Below are 16,777 nucleotides of genomic sequence, written 5' to 3'. Positions count from 1 at the left end.
CCGCCCCTCGCCGGTTGACGTCATGACGTGAACCGGCGATACGCAGGCCATCCGAAATCAACCTTTCTTGCCGGAGACGCGGTTCATGCGTGCGCTCAATCTTGTTGCCGATCGTGAGCTCGTCGTCGTCGACGTGCCACCGCCCCCGCCGCCTGGTGCCGGCGAAGTGCAGATCCGCGTCAAGGCTGTCGGCCTGAACCATATCGACGTCTGGGGCTTCCGCGGCATGGCCTTCGCCAAGCGCAAGCTGCCGCTGTCGATCGGCGCCGAAGCCTCGGGCGAAGTCGCTGCGGTCGGTGAAGGCGTCACCCATGTGAAGCCCGGCCAGAAGGTCGTGATGTATGGTGCGCTGACCTGCGGGCACTGCAAGGCCTGTCAGGAAGGCCGTGACAATTTCTGCGAGAACGTCGGCGGTCTCTATGGCTTCCACATCGACGGCTTTTCGCGCGAACTGATGAACATGCCGGCACGTCTGGTGATCCCCGTCCCCGACGGCATCAGCTTCCGCGACGCCGCCTGCGCCCCGATCGCCTTCTCCACCGTGCAGCACATGCTGTTCGACAATGCCAAGCTGCAGCCCGGTGAGACCATTCTGGTCCATGCCGGCGGCTCCGGTATCGGCACCGTCGCCATCATGATGGCGAAAAAGATCGGCTGCACCGTCATCACCACCGTGGGCGACGATTCCAAGATCGAGGGCGTGAAGGCCCTCGGCGCCGACCACGTCATCAACTATCGCAAGGATCGCTTCGAGGGCGAGACCCGCAAAATCACCAAGAAGAAGGGCGTCGATGTCGTGTTCGAACACGTCGGTGCCGACACCTTCAACGGCTCGCTGCTGGTGATGAAGCGCGGCGGACGTCTCGTCACCTGCGGCTCGACCTCGGGCCCGACCACCACGATCAACCTGATGCAGCTGTTCCAACAGCAGTACCGCATCTTCGGATCGTTCGGCGCCACCATGAAGAACATCAGTGAGAGCCTCGACAAGATGGCTGACGGCATGCTGCCGGTGATCGATACCGAAGTGCCGATCAGCGATGTCGAGACCGCGCTGAAGCGGATGGAAACCCGCCAGGTGTTCGGCAAGATCATCGTTCACTTCTGATGCTCCGCCTGCTGCTTCGCACCAAGGCCCGCATTCGCGATGCCCTGAAGCCTGCAGGCGACGCTGCTGTCGGCGCACTGACGATCGGCATCCTGCGCACCACGCGCTATTTCGATCCAGTCAAGACCGCCAACCGGTTCGGCAAGATCACCCAGCGCATCGGCCCGCTGTTTCGCGAAGACAAGATCGGCCGCGCCAATCTCACCGCCGCCTTCCCTGAGAAATCACCGGAAGAAATCGAGAAGATCCTCGCGGGTGTCTGGGACAACATGGGACGCATCGGTGCGGAATTCGCCCATCTCGACAAGATCTGGGACTACGACCCCGCCAATCCGACCAAGCCGAGCAATGTCGAATTCTCCGCGCGCACCGGCGAGATTTTCGATCAGTTGCGCGACGACGGCAAACCGGCGTTGATTTTCGCCAGCCATCTCGGCAATTGGGAAATTCCTGCGCTCGCCGCCGTCGCCCACGGCCTCGACGCCGCCGTGCTCTATCGCCGGCCGAACAGCGCCGCCGCTGACCGCGCCATTCACCAGACGCGCGCGATCAACATGGGCAACCTCATTCCGGCCAGCCACGACGCGCCGCTCAAGCTCGCGCACGCGCTGAACGAGGGCAAGCACGTCGCCATGCTGGTGGATCAATGGTTCACCAATGGCGTCCCGGTGGATTTCTTCGGCCGCAAGACCAATGCCAATCCGATGCTGGCGCGGCTGTTGCGTCAGGTCGATTGCCCGATCCACGGTGTTCGTATCATCCGCCTCCCCGATCATCGCTTCCGCATCGAAGTCTCCGAAGAGGTAAAGCCGGTGCGCGATGCCAATGGCAAGGTCGACGTTCAGGGCACGATGCAGGCGGTAACGTCAGTGCTGGAAGGCTGGATCCGGGAATATCCCGAGCAGTGGCTGTGGCTGCATCGGCGCTGGCGATAACGCTCAGCGTCCCGTCTTCACCTTCGTCCATAAGCGGTTGATCACGCGCTGTGTCGCCGGATCGCGCGCCGTAATGACGAACAGCTTCTGCAGCATCGCCTCATCCGGATAGATCGTCTTGTCGTTCAGGATCTTCGGATCGATCAGCTTCTGGCTAGCGAGATTGCCATTGGCATAGCCGAGGAAATCCGAATTCTTCGCTGCAACGTCGGGCCGGTAGAGGTAGTTGATCAGCTCATAGGCTTCATTGACGTTCTTTGCATCGGTCGGGATCGCCAGATTGTCGAAGAACATCTGCGCGCCCTCCTTCGGCACCGCATAGCCGATCTCGACGCCGTTCTTCGCTTCATCCGCCCGCGCGCGGGCCTGGATGATATCGCCCGACCAGCCGACCACGAGACAGATCTCGCCGGTCGCCAGCGCGCTCAGATATTCCGACGAGTGAAACTTGCGAACATTGCCTCTGATCTTGCCGACGAGATCGGCCGCCTTTTCGAGGTCCGGCTGTTTGGTCGAGTTCGGATCAAGGCCCAGCGCATTCAGCGCCGCCGGCAGAATGTCGTCGGCGGAATCCAGCATATGGACACCGCAATCCTTGAACTTCGCAAGGTTCTCCGGCTTGAAGACGATGTCCCAGCTATCAATCTTCGCGTCAGGCCCGAGGATTTTCGCGACCTGCTTGACGTTGTAGCCGATGCCGGTGGTGCCCCACATGTAGTTCGCGGCAAACTGATTGCCGGGATCGTAGATCGCAAGACGCTTAGTCACCTCCGGCCAGGCATTGGCGAGGTTCGGCAGCTTCGCCTTGTCGAGCTTCTGGAACACCTTTGCGGTAATCTGGCGCTGCAGGAAATAAGCTGTCGGCACCACGACATCGTAGCCGGATTTGCCGGCCAGGAGACGCGTCTCCAGCGTCTCGTTGGCATCGAAGGTGTCATAGACGACCTTGATGCCGGTCTCCCTGGTGAAGGCCTCCAGCACACCGGGCGCCATGTAGTTCGACCAGTTGTAGAAGTTGACGACGCGCTCTGCCTTCTGGTCTTGCGCCTGCACGGGCATGGACCACAGCAGCGCCACTCCGACGACCCACGCGATCTCCTGCTTGCCCATGCGTATCGACTTCCCTAGCGGCGATGAACGGCGTTGTGCAGGCGCTCGAGCGCGGTATCGAGCGTCGCGTCATTCTTGGCAAAACAGAACCGCACCACGGATGTCACCTTGTCCTGCTCATAGAATGCCGACACCGGAATGGCCGCAACCTTGTAGTCGTAGACGAGACGCCGGCAAAATTCCTCATCGGTCTCGTTCAGCCCCAGCGGCGACAGATCGACGGTGAGGAAGTATGTGCCCTGCGACTTGATGACGGGAAAGCCGATGCTCTCCAGACCCGCGGCAAGACGATCACGGCTACGCGCGAGATCGGCGCGCATGGTCTTGAAGTACTCGTCGGACTTGCCGAGACCGTAGGCGACCGCGACCTGCAGGTTCGGCGCGGTCGTGAAGGTCAGGAACTGATGTACCTTGGCGCAGACACGCAGCAGATGCGGCGGGGCGCAGACGAAGCCGATCTTCCAGCCGGTCAGCGAGAAGATCTTGCCGGCGGAGCCAACCTTGATAGTGCGGTCGCGCATGCCGGGAATGGTGATCAACGGGATATGCTCGTGACCATCAAAGGTCACATGTTCCCAGACTTCGTCGCAGATCGCGATCGTATCGAATTCCTGGCAGAACTTCGCCAGCAGTTCGAGATCCTCGCGCGGCGACACCACGGCAGCCGGATTGAGCGGGCTGTTGAACAGCACGGCCTTGGTCTTGTGATTGAAGACCGCGCGCAGGTCTTCCTCCGTGAGACGCCAATGCGGCGGCTTGAGGCTGACCAGACGCGGAATGCCGCCGGCCTGCCGGATGATCGGCAAATAAGAATCGTAGACCGGCTGGAAGCACACGACTTCGTCGCCGGGCTCCACCACCGCAAGGATCGACGAGGTCAGCGCCTCGGTACCGCCGGAGGTCACCATTACCTCGGTCATCGGATCGAGCGAGAGCTTGTGCCAGTGCTGGTAATGCGTGGCGATCGCCTGACGCAGCTCCGGGATGCCCATCATCGACGGATACTGGTTATAGCCGTTCAGCACCGCATCGGCGGCCGCCTGACGGATATCGTCGGGACCGGGATGATCGGGAAAGCCCTGCCCGAGATTGATGGCGTTGTGGTCGCGCGCGAGCTGCGACATCGCCTCGAACACCGTGACGGGCAGCTCAGAGAATATCTTGTTCATCGAGCGATCAGCCAACCTTTGTCGGCAGGCCTGCGGCCTTCCATCCAAGGATTCCACCGGCGAGGTGCTTGTCATAGGCAAGGCCATCGGCCTGCGCGGCCAGCGAGGCCGTCACCGAGCGCTTGCCGGAGCGACATGCGAAGACGATCTGCTTGCCCGCAGGATCGGGCAGATCGGCGCTATCGAAGCCCGACAGCGGCACCACGACGGCATCCGGATAGGCCTCGACCGCGACCTCGTTGGGTTCGCGCACGTCAACCAGCAAATACTTGCCTTCAGTGATCCCCTTGGACACTTCCTCGGGCGTCAAATCGTGAACGGTATGAGCTTCGCCTGCCACCACAACCTCCTGCCGCCCCGGTGTCCGGAGCGAATGCGAAGGGGCGGAAACGCCCCTGTTTTCGGGCGCCAACGTCGCCTCTCGCGAGGCGAAAATCAAGCGTTGGAAGAGCTTATTGTCGGGGCCTGATCCTGCCCGAAAGCCGCAGGCCCGCTTTTCGGAATCAGGCCTAGATAGTCACCTGCGTGCCTACCTCGACCACCCTCCCCGTGGGGATCTGGAAATAGTCGGTCGCGTCATTGGCAGTGCGGCTGAGCGCGATGAACAGATGGTCCTGCCAGCGCGGCATGCCGGAATGCACCGCAGGCTTCAGCGCCCTGCGCGAGAGAAAGAACGAGGTCGACATGATGTCGAACTGCCAGCCGGTCTTGCGCGCAATCGCGAGGGATTTCGGCACATTCGGCGATTCCATGAAGCCGAAGCGCAGCGTCACTTTCGAGAAGGTCGCGCTGATCTCTTCCATGCGCACCCGCTCACTGGGATCGATGCGCGGCGTTGGTGCGGTTTCGATGGTGAGAATAACGTTCTTCTCGTGAAGCACTTTGTAGTGTTTCAGACTATGCATCAGCGCCGTCGGCGCACTCTGCGGATCGCTGGTGAGAAATACCGCCGTGCCGGCCACGCGCTGCGGCGGACGTTTCTCCAGCATGGCCACAAGATCGGCCAGCGGAAACTCCAGCTTGCGCGACTTCTCGAACAGCAGGCGGCTGCCGCGCCGCCACGTATACATCATGAGAATGATCACGCCGCCCATCACCAGCGGCACCCAGCCGCCGTCGAACACTTTCAAGAGGTTCGCGGTGAGGAACGTGACGTCGATCACCAGAAACGGCACGATCAGCGCCGCAGCCGCGATCGGCGACCACTTCCAGCCGCGCCAGATCACCACAAAGCCCATCATCGCAGTGACGACCATGGTGCCGGTGACCGAGATGCCATAGGCCGAGGCCAGCGAGCTCGATGACTTGAACAGCACGACAAGCACGATCACAGCGATGAACAGCAGCATATTGACGCGCGGAATGTAGATCTGGCCGGAATGCGACTCCGATGTGTGCCGGATTTCGAAACGCGGCAGCAGGCCAAGCTGGATCGCCTGCTGCGTCAGCGAATAGGCGCCGGTGATCACGGCCTGACTCGCAATCACGGTGGCAGTCGCCGCGAGGATCACCATGGGGATCAGCGCCCAGTCGGGAAACATCAGATAGAACGGATTTTCGAGCGCGGTGGGATCATGCATCACCAGCGCAGCCTGGCCGAAATAGTTGATGGCCAGCGACGGCAGCACGAGAAACAGCCAGGCCAGCTGGATCGGCTTTTTGCCGAAATGGCCGAGATCGGCATAGAGCGCTTCGGCGCCGGTCACGGCGAGAAACACTGCGCCCAACGTCACGAAGGCGATGATGCCGTGATGGAACATGAAGTAGATCGCGTGCACGGGATTGAGTGCCGCGAGCACTTCAGGATGCTTCACGATCTGCGGAATGGCCGCTACCGCGATCACGATGAACCATAGGCACATGATCGGTCCGAAGAACGTCGCGACCTTCGCAGTCCCACGCGATTGCACGGCGAAAAGCGCCACAAGGATCACGATGGTGAGCGGTACAACATAGGGATCGAAGGCGGTGGTGACGAGCTTGACGCCCTCGATGGCCGAGAGCACGGACAGCGCCGGCGTGATCACCGCGTCGCCATAGAACAACGCCGCGGCGATGATGCCGAGCATCACCACCACCGGCCCGCTCGATCCGATCGCGCGCTGGGCCAGCGCCATCAGGGCCAGCGGGCCACCCTCGCCGTTATTGTCGGCGCGCAGCAGCAGCACGACATATTTGAGCGTCACGACGATGATCAGGGCCCACAGAATCAGCGAGAGGACGCCCAGGATTGCTTCATTGTCGATGCCGGGCGCCTTGTGGCCCCCGGCCGCGACCAGCGCCTCACGGAGCGCGTAAAGCGGGCTGGTGCCGATGTCGCCATAGACGACACCGATACTGCCCATGACGAGCGAGCCGAAGCTGGCCGTCGAGTGCCCATGGGTAGGGTCCGCCGGGGATGCCGCGGCGGGAGATGCGCTATCGATGGTCATGGAAACGGCCTCGAAGACTTCTGAATCGCAGGTCTCTGAACAGCGGGGCAGCGAGGCCGTTCCCGGCCCCGATGATCACACTCGTTATAGCGCAAATCGGGGAACCGGACATGACAAAAGATGCTTAGATCGTCACCTGAGTACCGACCTCCACCACGCGTCCGGTGGGAATCTGGAAATAGTCGGTGGCGTCGTTCGCCGAACGGCTGAGCGCGATGAACAGATGGTCCTGCCACAGCGGCATGCCGGATTGCGCCGACGGCTTCAGCGAGCGCCGCGACACGAAGAACGACGTCGCCATGATGTCGAACTGCCAGCCGAGTTTACGCGCGACGACGAGCGCCTTGGGCACGTTCGGCGATTCCATGAAGCCGAAGCGCAGCTTTACCATCGAGAATTTGTCGCTGATATTCTCCATGCGAACGCGTTCGGCCAGATCGACCTTCGGCGTTTGCGCAGTCTCGATGGTCAGGATCACATTGTGTTCGTGCAGAACCTTGTTGTGCTTCAGATTATGCAGCAGCGCCGTCGGCACGAATTCGGGATCGCTGGTGAGAAACACCGCGGTGCCCTTCACGATATGCGGGGGGCGCTTTTCCAGACTCTTGATAAGATCGCGCAGCGGCACTTCGATACGGCGCGTCTTGGTGATCAGGATCGCCGCGCCGCGGCGCCAGGTCCAGATCATGCCGGCCATCAGTACGCCGAACAGCAGCGGCACCCAGGCGCCTTCCAGCAGTTTCAGGAGATTGGCACTGAGGAAGGCCAGATCGACGAACACCAGCGGCGCGATGATCGCAGCGGCAGTCGCGGCCTTCCAGTTCCACAGCTTCCATATCACCACAAAGCCCATGATGCCATCGGCCACCATGGTGGTGGAGACCGCGATGCCATAGGCCGAGGCCAGACCACTCGACGATTTGAACAGCAGCACCAGCAGCAGCACACCAATCAGCAGCAGACGATTGACCCGAGGCAAATAGATCTGGCCGGCATGGGTCTCGGAGGTGAAGCGCACTTCGAAACGCGGCAACAGGCCGAGCTGCACCGCCTGACGCACGAGCGAATATGCTCCTGTGATGACGGCCTGGCTCGCAATCACGGTCGCGGCCGTCGCTAGCGCGATCAACGGCAACAGCATCGATTCCGGTGCCATTCGATAGAACGGATTTTCGATCGCGGCCGGGTTCGACAGCACGAGCGCGCCCTGCCCGAAATAATTGATCATCAACGCCGGCAGTACGAAGAAGAACCAGCCGTATTGAATTGGCCTGCGACCGAAATGGCCGAGATCGGCATAGAGCGCCTCGCCGCCGGTGACGGCCAGGAAGACTGCGCCTAGGGTCACCAGACCGATGGTCCCGTGGGTCAGCATGAACTGCACGGCATAATACGGATTGATCGCCTTCAGCACCGTCGGATCATCGAAGATATGCGAGGCGCCCATCAGCGCCAGCGCCGTGAACCAGATGATCATCACCGGACCGAAGGCGGAGGCCACCTTGGCGGTGCCAATACGCTGTACCGAGAACAGCACGACGAGAATCGCGACCGTGACCGGCACGACGTAAGGTTCGAGCGCAGGTGCCTTGAGCTTGAGGCCTTCCACCGCCGAGAGCACCGAGATCGCCGGAGTGATCATGGAATCGCCGATGAACATCGAGGCGCCGATCACGCCCAGTACCATCAGCGGCAAGCTCCGCCGACCCAAGGCACGCTGGCCGAGCGCCATCAGCGACAGTGTTCCACCCTCGCCATTGTTGTCGGCGCGCAGCAGGAACAGCACATATTTGGCAGTGACGACGATGAACAGCGCCCACAGGATCAGCGAGAGCACGCCGAGCACGATGACGGGCGTCACCGGCGCGCCATGAGTCGCGCCGTGTACCGCCTCGCGGAATGCGTAAAGCGGCGACGTTCCGATGTCGCCGAACACGACGCCGATACTGCCGACCGTGAGCGACCAGAAGCCGGTATGAACCGGAACTTCGATCGGTCCCTCGCCTGTTGTTTCCGTAACGGCCATTCTGCTCGTAACGCCTCTGGACAATCCGGACCCGGCTATGGCGCGCCGGGCAATGCCAGTCAACCGGGACACTAGCCTATCCTGCCGCAGATCGCTTATCGGGAGCGCAGCAAAAATCGGCATTGCCCAGCAAAAAAAGAGGCTGGAGCAGTAAAAAAGGAATTGACTGTTTTACGGCTTGAGGTTTGGCGGCAGCGGAGGGTCTTCCCGCATCAGCGTAATGGTCACCCGCCGGTTGGCGGCCATGGTCGGATCATCGGGGAATAGCGGCTGGCTGTCTGCCTTGCCCGACACCGAGAAGATATGGGACGACGGCAGGCCTTCGCGTTCCAGAATCTGCCGAACGACATTGGCGCGATCGGCCGACAGATCGAATGCATCGTATTCGCTGCGCGCCGGCACGAAGCCCGCGGCGGTGTGACCGACGATAGCCACGCGCAGCGGTGTTGCCTTCAGCGGCCCGGCGAGCTTCTGCAGCAACAGACGTGTGCGTTCATAGGGAACCTTGGATCCGTCAGCAAACATCGAGCGGCCGTTCTGGTCGATGATTTCCAGATTGAGGCCCTGCTTGGTCTCCTCGAACATGATGTTCTTGGAGATCTCGTTGATCTCCGGCATGTCCTGCAGCGCCTGCCGCAGTGACGCCGAGGCGAGCGCGAATTCACGGTCCATCTTCAGCTTGGCGCCCGCGGGACGGCCGCCCTTCTCGCTCGGACTGGTAACGTTGGACGCATCGTCCGGCGACACATGGTCCTTGTTCTTCGTCTGGCCGCGCGTCGGCAGACCATCGGATTCGATCACGCCTGAATAACGCGCATCGGATTGCACGCCGAAGGCTTCGCGGACCGAGCCGGCAACGATCTTGAGTTTGGCGCCGTCAGGGCTGGAGAATGCCACGAGCATGACGAAGTAGCTGAGCAGCAGCGCCATCAGGTCGGCGAAGGTCACGAACCAGCCATGGCCGCCGTGTGCTTCTCCGCGTTTTTTCTTCGCCATCGGACGTGCTCCGAGCCTGCCTCCAGTGTGTTACGCTGGGACCGGCTCACTTTCGTCATGGCGGTGCTTCTCGGGCAGATAGGCCAGCAGCATTTCTCGGACCAGCGCCGGGCTCTTGGAGTCGCGGATCATCAGGATGCCGTCGATGATGAGCGTGCGGTTGGTCTCCTCATCGAGCACCTTGACGTGCAGTTTGTCGGCGATCGGCAAACAGATCAGGTTGCCGACGATCGCGCCATACAGCGTCGCGAGCAGCGCGACAGCCATGAAGGGGCCGAGCTTGGACGGATCGGACATGTTCGAGAACATCTGCACCATGCCGAGCAGCGTGCCGATCATGCCGAAGGCCGGCGCGCAATCGCCGATGGCGCGGTAGATCTTCGAGCCTTCGTCGAGATGCATGAGGAAATTGTCGCGGTCGCGCTCAAGATTGTCGCGGATGAATTCGAGGTCGTAACCGTCGGCAACGAAGCGGATTCCCTTGGCAAGGAATGCGTCATCAGTTTCGACTTTTTCCAGTCCAACCGGGCCCTGCTTTCTCGCGATTTCCGCGATGCGGGCGAGTTCGTCAACGAGATCACGAGCGTTCAGGCGGCTCAGCGTGAATGCAAATTTGGCGCCGAGCGGAATGCCATGAAGGATGGACGAGAGCGGAAAGCGGATCAGCGTCGCAGCAAACGAACCGCCGAAAATGATGATGACGGCGTGGATGTCGTAGAACATCCCGAAGCTGCCGCCCATGAGGACCAGGGTACACAGCACAATGATGCCAGCGACAAAACCGACGAGTGTTGTGATATCCATGTCAACTCCGACGCTATACACGTATCGAACGACGCCCGTCCTGGACGGCGGCACGCCTCGAGATCAGGCCGCGCGAAGGTACCTTAGCGATACTGCGATTAAGGACGCGTTACCGCTTCACGGTTCATTAACGACAGATTAATGACGCGCGAGCGTGCATGGAACGATACGGAAAGTTCGTTCAGCAGACCGATTGAGGGCGATTGCGCGGCGTCAGACAGCGCGCTGGACGACCACAAAGGTACGTGACCCCGGCGCATGGGTCGGGTCATCGAGAAACTCGATCGGCTTGAGCCCGGCGGCCACGCAGAAGTCGGCGATCGTATTTTTCGGCAACGGCTTTGCACCGCGCCACGACGTATCCGCCGTCAGCGGATCCTTGCCGAGCAGCGCCTTGACCTTCTGGATGACAGGCGTCGGGACGAACTTGGCGATATGCCAGAGGATCGTCGGATATTCGTGCGCCGTTCGGAAGTGAATGAGTCCAAGCGCGGATGGACGCAGGATGCGGGCAACCTCGACCAGATTGGCCTTCACGACGTCATGCGACGGCATGTGCTGAAAGACCTCATATGACCACACGAAATCCGCAGTTTCGGACGCCAAGGGAAACACGACGCCATTGCCGGCGACGAAGTCGAGATTGCTGAACGCCGCTGCCGCCGCCTTGGCCTTTTCCACCATGACGTCGGACACATCGATGCCAACAGCCCTGGTGAAACGCCGGCCAAGCGCCTGCGTGAAACGTCCGACACCGCAGCCGATATCGACCGCCGTCTTGCCGACGGGATCAACTGCATATTTTGCGAGAACAGGGTCGATCAGCAGCGTCGCGCGTTCGCGACCGAGTGCGAAGAATTTTTCGGGATCGTGATCCCACAGCTCGGTCTCGACGTAAAAGAACGGGTCACGATTTGCACGCTCATTCCAGGCTTTCTTCATATCCTTGGTCTGAGGCAATACCGTCTCCAATGTCCGTTTTAACGGCGGAACCGGCAGTTAGCCCGAAGCCCTCCGGCCGCGCAAGCAACCGGAGCTGGTTCGGGTTGATCGGCATCTAACCTTTATCGTTAGTCTTAATAGCTCCGGATTTCAGTGTATTTCCGACGAGCGCGCCATCGCCTCTTTCAGCTTCTCGAGCGTGAATGACGGGCTGCGCGCTATATCGAGAATGGGTGTCTCGCGCCGCCCGCACAGCTCCGCCGCTTCCGGCAGTTTCGCGGCGACATCGAGCGGGATCACAACCGCGCCGTGCTGATCGGCATGGATCAGATCGTCCGAACGGACACTCATGCCAGCAACGCGTATTTCATTGCCGAACTCGCTCACATGCACATGCGCATGCGACGGACCGATCGTGCCGGCGAGCGCCTGGAAGTCCGGTGCCCATTGCGGGATATCGCGGATCGAGCCATCGGTGACCACACCGAGGCAACCGAGCGCCCTGTGGACGGCGCTGTTCACCTCGCCCCAGAACGCGCCATAGCCCGCGTCGGGCCCGTCGATATCCTGGATCACGCTGATGCGCGGACCGATGCCCGTGCCGACATAGTCGTAGTAAGCGAGCCGCCGCGCCTTCTGCTCCGCGGCAGGCAGGCCGGAGGCTATGGTCGCGCGAATGGTCGCGGTGCGCGCATAGCCGACGATGGGCGGCAGATTGGGAAACGGACAAACCAGCGGACGCGTAGTGTAACCGATCAACCGGCGCTCGGGGGCGACGATCTCCATCGCATTGCAGATGGTCGGCGTGTCGTAGCGGCCCAGTGCTTCCAGAACGGATGCGGGCAGCGGACCGGTCGCGGAATTCGTCACGGCGTTTCTCCTGTGGGTGATTATCGCATCCCGTCTTCGCGGGACGTCGTCGTCGCTGAGTGACTCCGGATATAGCCGACTTCACTGCATGCCCAAAACAAAATGCAGCCGCTTTCGTCCTGGCTGCTATCGCAGGGGAAAGCGGCTGCAGGAATTGTTCGCGAGATGGACAATCAGTTCAGGCGTGCGGGCCGATCATCCGGTGCGATCTCAGGTGCACCCGGCGTATAGGGCGTCGATGCATGGGGCGCTGCCGGATCAACAGGGACCACCGACTGCGCGGCGAGCGCACGTTCCTGATCGCGATACGATTTCCAGCCCAGCGGCAGGCTCAGCAGATACATGATCGAGAGCGCCGACAGGATGTGCCAGGGGTAGCCGATCAGCAGCGCGATGAAGAGCACGACGCCGACGAACACCGGCAGCACCAGCTCGCGCGGCACCCGCATGTTCACGGCCTTGCCGGAGAACACCGGCAACCGCGACACCATCAGGAAGCCAACAAGCAGCGTGTAGAGGGTCGTCAGGATGGCCGGCGGCATCGGCATGCCCAGGAAGCCCAGATAGATCGGCAGCATCACGGTGAGCGCGCCCAGCGGCGCCGGCATGCCCGTGAAAAAGTTCGCGGCAAAGGCCGGCTTGTCCGGATCGTCCATGGTGGCGTTGAAACGCGCCAGCCGCAGACTGCCGGCGATGGCAAACACCATCGCGGCGATCCAGCCGGCATTGCTGAGATCGTGGAGCTGCCAGAAATACAGGATCAGGCCAGGCGCCACGCCGAAATTGACGAAGTCAGCCAGGCTGTCGAGTTCGGCGCCGAATTTGGACTGGCCCTTGATCATGCGGGCGACACGGCCGTCGACGCCATCGAGCACGGCGGCGAACACGATGGCCGCCACGGCAAGTTCCATCCGCCCCTCGGTGGACAGGCGGATCGCCGTCAGGCCGGCGCAGATCGCCAGCAGCGTGATCATGTTCGGCACCAGCATCCGGATCGGAATGGTCCGGAACCGGCGGCGGCGCGTCTCGGGAGACTGGTCAGGAGGCATTTGCATGGCGTGATCCTAGCAAATCCCACCCTGCTCCGCCATTGTGGCGTCCTGCCGCCCAAACCGGCAGGAATCGGGGTTAATCACCCCCGCGGCTATCACCCCTGGGTTATCACCCGGGTTAATCGACGCGGTAGGCGCGGCCACCGTCACCGATCCGGAAATCGGCCAGCACTGTCTCGCCGGCAATCGCGGTCTGCCCCACGGCCACCAGCGCCTTGCTGCCTTCCGGCAGGTAGATATCCAGCCGGGAGCCGAAGCGAATGAGGCCAAAGCGCTCGCCAGCGCTCAGGGTCTGGCCCTCCCGCACGAAGGACACGATCCGGCGTGCCACAAGCCCCGCGATCTGCACGACGCCGATGCGGCCGCCGGGGGTCGAAATAACCAGCGAATTGCGCTCATTGTCCTCGCTGGCCTTGTCCAGCTCGGCATTGATGAACTTGCCCGGCCGATAGGCAATGCGCTCGATCCGGCCAGCCACCGGGCTGCGGTTCACGTGGACGTTGAAGACGCTCATGAACACGGAAATGCGCAGCAGCGGCTGATCGCCGAGGCCGAGTTCAGCCGGTGGCAGCACCGGCTGCACCATCGATACTTTCCCGTCGGCGGGCGACACCACGACACCCTCGCGGGTCGGGGTCACGCGCACCGGATCGCGGAAGAACAGCGCACACCAGACAGTCAGGACCGTGCCGATCCAGCCCAGCGGCGTCCAAATCCAGAACAGCACCAGGCTCGCCAGCGCAAAGGCGCCAATGAAAGGATAGCCTTCCTTGTGGATCGGCGGGATCTGGCCACGGATAGAATTTGCGATGGACATTTAAGCTCTATCTTTCTTCCCCTCTCCCCCAAGCAGCAAAGCTGCGCAGGCGGGAGAGGGTGGCGCGACGCGTAGCGGCGTGCCGGGAGAGGGGGCTGGCGCGGAATGGCCAAGATGTTCAACGATCACCTCAAGCACTCCATCCGTGTTGTTGAACACCTCATTATTCCAGAACCGCAGAACGCGAAACCCTTGTTGTTGAAGCCATTGGTCTCGGGTTTGATCCGGTTTGCTGTCAGCATGCTGCCCGCCATCGACCTCAATGACGAGGCGCCGTTGAAGGCAGACGAAATCAACGATGTATCGCCCAATCGGCACCTGACGCTTGAATTTGAAGCTCTGAAATCGGTGCGCGCGCAACCGATACCAATGCTGCCGCTCGGCATCCGTCATGTTGGCGCGCAAAACTTTGGCCTGATCCCTCGCCATGCCCCCCTCTCCCGTCTCGCCCGCTAACGCGGGCGATCCACCCTCTCCCGCCAAGCGCAGCTTCGCCGCGCTCGGGGGCGAGGGAAAGAGAAAGAATCACTCCGCCGCGTCAGGCGTCATCAGCCGGTCGTCATCGACCGGCGGTGGGGTGCGATTGGGGGCGATGGCATCGTCGCCGATCTGGGCCAGCCGCTCACGGGCCTCCTGGGCCTCGCGCTGCCGGTTCCACATGCTGGCATAGAGACCGCCGGCGGCTAGCAACTGGCCATGGGTGCCGCGCTCAGCGATCCGACCCTGGTCGAGAACGATGATCTCGTCGGCGCCGACAATGGTGGACAGCCTATGTGCGATCACCAGCGAGGTGCGGCCCTGCGAGACCTTCTCCAGCGCGTCCTGGATCTCCTGCTCGGTATGGCTATCGAGCGCCGACGTCGCTTCGTCGAGCAGCAGGATCGGCGGCGCCTTGAGCACGGTCCGCGCAATGGCCACGCGCTGCTTCTCGCCGCCGGAGAGTTTCAGGCCGCGTTCGCCGACCTCGGTCTCGTAGCCCTTCGGCGACATCCGGATGAACGGGTCGATCTGCGCCATGCGGGCAGCTTCCTCGACCTCTTCGTCCGTCGCGTCCCAGCGGCCATAGCGGATGTTGTAGCGGATGGTGTCGTTGAACAGCACGGTGTCCTGCGGGACCATACCGATCGACTGGCGCAACGAGGCCTGCGTGACATTGCGGATGTTCTGGCCATCGATGGAGATCGTGCCGCCCGACACATCATACAGTCGGAACAGCAGCCGCGAGATCGTCGACTTGCCGGCGCCCGACGGGCCGACGATGGCGACGGTCTTGCCGGCCGGCACATCGAAGGAGAGCCCTTTCAGGATCGGCCGCTCCGGGTCATAAGCGAAACGGACATCGTCGAAGCGCACAGCGCCCGATGTCACCAACAGCGGCATCGCACCCGGAATATCCTTCACTTCCGGATTGCGGTTCAGGACACCGAACATCTTCTCGATGTCGATGAACGCCTGCTTGATCTCGCGATACACCATGCCCATGAAATTCAGCGGCTGGTAGAGCTGGATCATCATGGCGTTGATCATGACGAAATCGCCCACCGTGTGGGTGCCGTTGCGCACGCCGACCGCGCACATCAGCATCGTCGATGTCAGACCGAGCGTGAAGATGATCGCCTGCCCGGTATTGAGCACAGCCAGCGACGTATAGGTCTTGACGCTGGCGCGCTCGAAACGCTCAACGGTCTTGTCGTAGCGCTCGGCCTCGCGCGTTTCGGCGCTGAAATATTTGACCGTCTCGTAGTTCAGCAGCGAGTCGATGGCCTTGGTATTCGCTTCGGTATCGGACTCATTCATGTTGCGGCGGATGGCGATGCGCCACTCGGTCGCCAGATACGTATAGTACATGTAGACGACCACGGTGATCGCCACGACCAGCACATAGCGCCAGTCGAACTGCCACAGCAGCACCCCCATCACCAGCAACAGCTCGACGATGGTCGGCACCAGTTGCAGGATCACCATCCGCACGATGACTTCGATGCCTGCGCGGCCGCGTTCGAGCACACGCGTCAGGCCACCGGTCTTGCGCTCCAGATGAAAGCGCAGCGACAGTTCGTGCATATGGACGAAAGTGAGATAGGCCAGCTTGCGCACCGCATGCATGGCCACCTTGGCAAAGATGCCGTCGCGCCACTGCGTGAAGATCGCCATCAGCACGCGGATCGCGCCGTAGCTGACGGTCATGGCGACCGGCGATGCGATCAGCCACAGCGTCCAGTTCGAGGACTGGACCGGAGCCGTATCGACGCCGGTCAGCGCATCGATCGCCCATTTGAAGGTGAACGGCACCGTCAGGGTGGCCGCCTTGGCGACCAGCAGCAGCAGCATCGACCAGACGACGCGCATCTTCAGGTCGTCGCGGTCGCCCGGCCAGATATAGGGCCACAAATGGGCGAGCGTTCCGAACAGGGTGCCGCGCTCGATATAGGCCGGATTGGGAGCTGTCTCGTCGTTCAGCGCGGGATCGGAATCAGACATGCACGGCGCCTGGAACGAACGGAGCTGCGGCCCGG

Annotated in this window: 15 protein-coding genes; 2 read left to right on the top strand and 13 right to left on the bottom strand. The window is 61.8% G+C overall.

All coding sequences use genetic code 11. From position 1 onward, the window contains the following. Nucleotides 1-85: 85 nt before the first annotated feature. A complete protein-coding gene (locus AC1DUY_RS28360) occupies nucleotides 86-1,108 on the top strand; it encodes a zinc-binding dehydrogenase (protein ID WP_478118659.1) in 1,023 nt (340 codons plus the stop codon). Next, on the top strand, nucleotides 1,108-2,043 hold the full coding sequence (locus AC1DUY_RS28355; RefSeq protein WP_089267165.1) for a lipid A biosynthesis lauroyl acyltransferase: 936 nt from the start codon (nucleotides 1,108-1,110) through the stop codon (nucleotides 2,041-2,043). Before AC1DUY_RS28360 ends, AC1DUY_RS28355 begins: the two co-directional genes overlap by 1 nt. Before the next feature lie 3 nt (nucleotides 2,044-2,046). On the opposite strand, the gene AC1DUY_RS28350 is transcribed toward AC1DUY_RS28355, so the two are convergent. The 13 genes from AC1DUY_RS28350 to AC1DUY_RS28290 all read right to left on the bottom strand — a co-directional run bounded on the left by AC1DUY_RS28350 (nucleotide 2,047) and on the right by AC1DUY_RS28290 (nucleotide 16,742). Then, nucleotides 2,047-3,102: a polyamine ABC transporter substrate-binding protein gene (locus AC1DUY_RS28350; RefSeq protein ID WP_478118768.1), complete on the bottom strand. Its 1,056-nt coding sequence runs from the start codon at nucleotides 3,100-3,102 to the stop codon at nucleotides 2,047-2,049. Nucleotides 3,103-3,167: 65 nt separating this feature from the next. Further along, complete coding sequence (locus AC1DUY_RS28345) at nucleotides 3,168-4,322, bottom strand: aminotransferase (RefSeq protein ID WP_478118657.1); 1,155 nt, start codon at nucleotides 4,320-4,322, stop codon at nucleotides 3,168-3,170. 7 nt (nucleotides 4,323-4,329) lie between these two features. Then, nucleotides 4,330-4,662 (bottom strand): rhodanese-like domain-containing protein, encoded by a 333-nt coding sequence (locus AC1DUY_RS28340; protein ID WP_093758906.1) that lies wholly within the window; start codon nucleotides 4,660-4,662, stop codon nucleotides 4,330-4,332. A 169-nt stretch (nucleotides 4,663-4,831) separates the two neighbouring features. Beyond that, nucleotides 4,832-6,754 carry a potassium transporter Kup gene (locus AC1DUY_RS28335; protein WP_231080935.1) on the bottom strand — a complete coding sequence of 641 codons (1,923 nt, stop codon included), beginning with the start codon at nucleotides 6,752-6,754 and terminating at the stop codon, nucleotides 4,832-4,834. A gap of 124 nt (nucleotides 6,755-6,878) precedes the next feature. Continuing rightward, a complete protein-coding gene (locus AC1DUY_RS28330) occupies nucleotides 6,879-8,780 on the bottom strand; it encodes a potassium transporter Kup (RefSeq protein ID WP_089267162.1) in 1,902 nt (633 codons plus the stop codon). Between the two features lie 171 nt (nucleotides 8,781-8,951). Further along, nucleotides 8,952-9,776 carry an OmpA/MotB family protein gene (locus AC1DUY_RS28325; protein ID WP_315841660.1) on the bottom strand — a complete coding sequence of 275 codons (825 nt, stop codon included), beginning with the start codon at nucleotides 9,774-9,776 and terminating at the stop codon, nucleotides 8,952-8,954. A 30-nt stretch (nucleotides 9,777-9,806) separates the two neighbouring features. Then, nucleotides 9,807-10,580 carry a motility protein A gene (locus AC1DUY_RS28320; protein ID WP_068730581.1) on the bottom strand — a complete coding sequence of 258 codons (774 nt, stop codon included), beginning with the start codon at nucleotides 10,578-10,580 and terminating at the stop codon, nucleotides 9,807-9,809. A 213-nt stretch (nucleotides 10,581-10,793) separates the two neighbouring features. Further along, on the bottom strand, nucleotides 10,794-11,540 hold the full coding sequence (locus AC1DUY_RS28315; protein ID WP_478118653.1) for a class I SAM-dependent methyltransferase: 747 nt from the start codon (nucleotides 11,538-11,540) through the stop codon (nucleotides 10,794-10,796). Between the two features lie 132 nt (nucleotides 11,541-11,672). Then, entirely contained in the window at nucleotides 11,673-12,392 is a 720-nt protein-coding gene (locus AC1DUY_RS28310) for an RraA family protein (protein ID WP_089267160.1), read from the bottom strand. 173 nt (nucleotides 12,393-12,565) lie between these two features. Beyond that, nucleotides 12,566-13,441: a CDP-diacylglycerol--serine O-phosphatidyltransferase gene (gene pssA / locus AC1DUY_RS28305; RefSeq protein ID WP_093758909.1), complete on the bottom strand. Its 876-nt coding sequence runs from the start codon at nucleotides 13,439-13,441 to the stop codon at nucleotides 12,566-12,568. A gap of 121 nt (nucleotides 13,442-13,562) precedes the next feature. Next, nucleotides 13,563-14,261 (bottom strand): phosphatidylserine decarboxylase, encoded by a 699-nt coding sequence (locus tag AC1DUY_RS28300; RefSeq protein WP_478118651.1) that lies wholly within the window; start codon nucleotides 14,259-14,261, stop codon nucleotides 13,563-13,565. Next, a complete protein-coding gene (locus AC1DUY_RS28295) occupies nucleotides 14,262-14,654 on the bottom strand; it encodes an endonuclease domain-containing protein (protein ID WP_478118766.1) in 393 nt (130 codons plus the stop codon). 132 nt (nucleotides 14,655-14,786) lie between these two features. Continuing rightward, complete coding sequence (locus AC1DUY_RS28290) at nucleotides 14,787-16,742, bottom strand: ABCB family ABC transporter ATP-binding protein/permease (RefSeq protein WP_478118649.1); 1,956 nt, start codon at nucleotides 16,740-16,742, stop codon at nucleotides 14,787-14,789. Nucleotides 16,743-16,777 lie beyond the last annotated feature (35 nt).

It is taken from the genome of Tardiphaga sp. P4_G1 (assembly GCF_056401215.1).
This window is presented reverse-complemented; position numbering and strand designations above follow the sequence as displayed.